Source organism: Bacteroidota bacterium, from assembly GCA_039111535.1.
Taxonomy (GTDB): Bacteria; Bacteroidota; Rhodothermia; order Rhodothermales; family JAHQVL01; genus JBCCIM01.
This window is the reverse complement of the sequence record JBCCIM010000316.1, coordinates 1-4,359: the sequence shown is the minus strand read 5'-3', so window position 1 is coordinate 4,359 and position 4,359 is coordinate 1. Positions and strand designations below refer to the sequence as shown.

Below are 4,359 nucleotides of genomic sequence, written 5' to 3'. Positions count from 1 at the left end.
TGTGTATGGCCGGCGAAATAACCGCTCGGTAGATTTCTCTGTGCGGAGCAATATCACCTTTACAAAAGATCTATCGCTACAGATTTTCAGCCAGTTGTTTGTTGCCCGGGGCAAATACGATGATTTTGAGATTCTTCAAAACCCGGATGATATGGCTATGTTTTCAGCGTATCCCAAACAGCACGACTTTTCGCTAAACAGCTTTTTGCTAAATACCGTTTTACGCTGGGAATTCAGACCCGGCTCTGCGCTCTTTTTGGTCTGGTCGCAATCACGCACGAACGACGTATTCCTAGACCCCTTCAATCCTAACAATGTGAATCTCTACGACCAGGATACCATCCGGCAGATTAACGATGTTTTTGGCCTCTTCCCGACCAATGCTTTTCTCATTAAAATGAACTACCTCTTTGGTAGCTAAACGGAAGCCTCAGGCCCTAAAATACATAGCCAACATTCAGGTTTGTTGTAAATGGGCCGGTTAACTTTTGCCCCATGAAGGTTAACTCAACAGGGCCGATGGGCGTGATGGCGCCGGCAGAAATGCCATAGCCGGCTTTGAACTCATCCGGCCGAATGCGCCATCGCCAGGTGTTACCCACCCGCGCAGCATTCCAGTCCAGCTTCGCAAAAATGTTGTTCGACACTTCGTATTGCAATCCCACGGCCACGGCTTGTGCATTTCGCCCGGCCAACTCGTGCAGCGCATAACCAAATAAAGGAAACTGCCGGCTCGACAGGTTTCTGAACTGCGTTGCACCACCCAGATAAAACAGGTGATGCAACGGCGCGTCGTTGCCGCGCAAGCGCCCTACAACAACCTGTGTTGCCAGGGTCCACCTGGTATGCAAAGGCCGCCTTGCCTCCCAGTTGAATACGTAGCGTCCAAAAGCAGGGAAACCAAATTGTTCGGGTACCCCTTCAGCGTCGAGGGCCAGCAGATAACCGGTCCGGGGGAACGCAGGCCGGTCGAACGTTTCCCTATTAAATCGTGCCACACCCGTAAAAAGGACCGTATTGTTCATCAACGAGTCCACACGGCCTACGTCCTGGCCGTAGTTGTAAAACTCGGTACGTACACCGAGCGTCCCGCGGCTGTTGTTGATGAAGGTTGATGTGAACAGGGCTTCTGCTTCTACATTTCGGATTTTAATGGATGCATTTCGCCGGCCGGCCTCAAAAATATTGAGGGGCTCTCTTGTTGCGCGTCCGATCAATTGCAATGCAACCCGCGGGCGCGTTCGCAGCGGAATAGCATATGCAAGGAGGCCTTGCAATGTCTCTCCAAAACGAACATCAGAACGCAAGGTGGTACCAAACCCTATCTGACCGCTTAGCAAGGCACTGAAAAGCAAAGAAGCCTTGTTGTCTGTTTGAAACCGTAATCCCACGCGAAGGCGTTGTTCGGATCGCTCGGAAGCTTCGATATATAAAAAAGTGCCCTTGCCATCTTCAGAAGGCAGTAGTCGGTAGGTCAGTTCACCGAGCGATGTGGCATAATATGCCCGGCTGATGGCCCGTTCCAGTTCATCGTACTGGATACGAATCGGCGCGCTAAATCCAAGGCTCCCTTCAAATTGCCGTATATAGGCCTGCGATAATCCATCAATGCGAATATCTTGCACCAACAGCGTATCCACTTCCAGTGGTGCCAGCGGCTGCGGCTTCGCTGCATCCCGGTTAACAGCGCCAGCGAGGGCCCGTAACTGCGGAAGCGCTGCGCGCGCGGCAGCTTCTCCTCTGGCAATGACTTCGACGGCCTCTTCAAAACTGATAACGGAGAACCCTTCGAGGTCTGGTTGTATCAAAATATCAGCGAGACCTCGTTGCTCCTCGTTAGAAATTTGTTTGCCAAAACTGGCCACCTGATTCATCACGCCTACCAGCGACCGCAGGCTGTCTGCCGGCTCCAGGCTTGCACCAACGTCTACCCCAATGACAAAAGAGGCACCCATGTCAAAGGCATCCTGTACGGGTAAATTGCGCGATGCATCCCCATCAACATAAAGCCGGCCACCAATTTCAAGCGGGGTGAACACACTCGGATATGACATACTGGCCCGAATGGCACGCGGCAAATACCCCTCTTCAAACCGAACAGCCTCCCCAGTTTCAAGATCTGTTGCGACACTTGCAAAAGGAATCGGGAAGTTTTCAAACCTGTACTGGTCGTGTACCGACTGGGTTAACCTCGCCAGCAGCATCATGACACCGTGACCATTAATCAGGCCGCTGGGGAGCTGTACCCGGCCATTTTCAAACGGCAGCGAAAGCAGAAACTGCTCGGTTTCTTTGCGCTGCTCAAACGAAACCAGCGACCGCCCCGGGCGATCATCAAACAAGCCCTGCCAGTTTTGATCCAACGCAAGCGTTTCAAGTACCTCTGGCGTGTATCCGATCGCATAGAGTCCGCCAACAATTGCGCCCATGCTCGTACCGGCAACGAGATCGACGGGGATGTTTTCCTCTTCCAGTACCTTCAACACCCCTATATGGGCAAACCCTTTGGCACCTCCGCCACTCAACGCCAGCCCAATACGGTAGGTATTGCTGTTGCCCAGCATTTCCGGTTGTGCACATACGGCCACGGGCTGGATAACCCAATACAATACTGCGCAAATAATCAGCCGTAATATCACGTTCTCAGAGGACCTCAACTGTATCATACATTAATACTGCCTGTCCATTAATTGAGCGTAAACGACTCACCGTGCTCGGGAATGACTACATCCCGATAGCCTTCGTCTCCCAGGCGCTCTTTGAACGCGTCCTGGCGTTGGGGTGCGCCATGGACGAGAAATATTTTACGCAAGCGATTCTGGTTCAGGGCCTGGACAACGTTGAGCAAGCCGGGTTCATCAGCGTGCGCAGAGTACTGATTCATTACGACCACATCAGCGCGCAACGGGTGTGATTCCCCAAAAATGCGTACTTCGGGTCGTTTTTCAATAAGACGCTTGCCGAGTGTGTGGTCTGCGCAATAGCCCACCATGAGCACAGTATTGCGTGGGTCTTCGATGTTGTTGCGCAAGTGATGCAAAATCCGGCCGGCTTCACACATGCCTGAAGCAGATATAATAACCATCGGAAGGGACGTCCCATTTAGCGCTTTGGAACGCTCAACTTTACGTACGTATTGCAGTTTTTCGAATCCAAACGGATTGTCGTCTGTGCGCATGTATTCTAGCAAGTCCCGGTCGAAACATTCTGGATGCGAGAGAAACACGCCGGTAGCATTTACGGCGAGAGGGCTATCTACATACACTGGAATTTGGGGCAGCTCTCCTTCATTCCACAACTGGTCGAGCGAATAAACAATTTCCTGGGTCCGCCCTACAGAGAATGCCGGGATGATAACTTTCCCGCCGCGAGCAGCCGTTTTTCGGATCAATTCTCCTAAAGCCTGCTTCGTTTCGTCTGGTGGCAGATGCTCCTTGCCGCCGTAGGTCGACTCACAGATGAGGTAATCACAATCATCCATCACCTGCGGATCACGCAGGATTGGGCGATTGGGTGATCCGACGTCTCCCGTGAAGCCAAGCCGGGTTGTTCGGCCAGCTTCCTGGATGGTAAGCACCATCGTGGCAGATCCCAGAATGTGGCCGGCATCGCGGTAAACAACAGAGACGCCTTCAACGGGACTAAACGGCTGGCCATAGGAAACGCCGACAAACAACGACAGAATACCTTCTACATCCTCTTCGTCGTACAGGGGCTCAACGGCCGGCTTGCCTTTGCGCTTGCGGATTTTGTTTACAAAACGGATGTCTTTCTGCTGGATATGCGCACTATCGTAAAGCAAGAGGGTTGCCAGATCGTATGTAGCGTGGGTAGCATATACCCGCCCCCGGAATCCTTCGCGGTACAATTTGGGCAGCAGGCCGGCATGATCGATGTGTGCATGTGACAACAATACCACATCTAGCGCCGCAGGATCAAACCCGAAGCGTTCGTTGCGCTCTCGCGACTCGCTCCGGCGACCCTGAAATAGCCCGCAATCCATCAACATGGTTTTCCCGTTGTCGAGCGTCAACAAGTGCTTGGATCCGGTTACAGTCCTGGCTGCTCCCCAAAACGTCAACTTCATCTTTTAAACCCTGATTAAATACATACAACATCACGCAGCGGTTATGCTGGCAGAAGATAAGCAATGCAGGCCAGATATGATCCGCCCCTGGATATCAATTTAATGCAGCCAATTTATTGCGGCATCTTTTCTAACCGATATACCTCTATAACAAACGTACAGAAGCAGGGCATTTACCGGGGCTGTACTACAGCGAGAAATGGCAGCGTTGTTGTATTGCTTTACATGACATCAACCGATAGCAGTAACACCTGTCGTGTGGGGCCTGCCGT

The 4,359-nt window shown here is 52.1% G+C and carries 3 protein-coding genes; 1 reads left to right on the top strand and 2 read right to left on the bottom strand.

What is annotated here, in order from left to right; genetic code table 11:
- Positions 1-421: DUF5916 domain-containing protein (locus AAF564_26190; GenBank protein ID MEM8489064.1), on the top strand; the 421-nt coding region annotated here is incomplete at its 5' end.
- Between the two features lie 16 nt (positions 422-437).
- Here the strand turns inward: AAF564_26190 and AAF564_26185 are convergent.
- Both AAF564_26185 and AAF564_26180 read right to left on the bottom strand, forming a co-directional pair.
- Positions 438-2,588: a patatin-like phospholipase family protein gene (locus AAF564_26185; GenBank protein MEM8489063.1), complete on the bottom strand. Its 2,151-nt coding sequence runs from the start codon at positions 2,586-2,588 to the stop codon at positions 438-440.
- Positions 2,589-2,686: 98 nt separating this feature from the next.
- A complete protein-coding gene (locus AAF564_26180; GenBank protein MEM8489062.1) occupies positions 2,687-4,087 on the bottom strand; it encodes an MBL fold metallo-hydrolase in 1,401 nt (466 codons plus the stop codon).
- Positions 4,088-4,359: the final 272 nt, after the last annotated feature.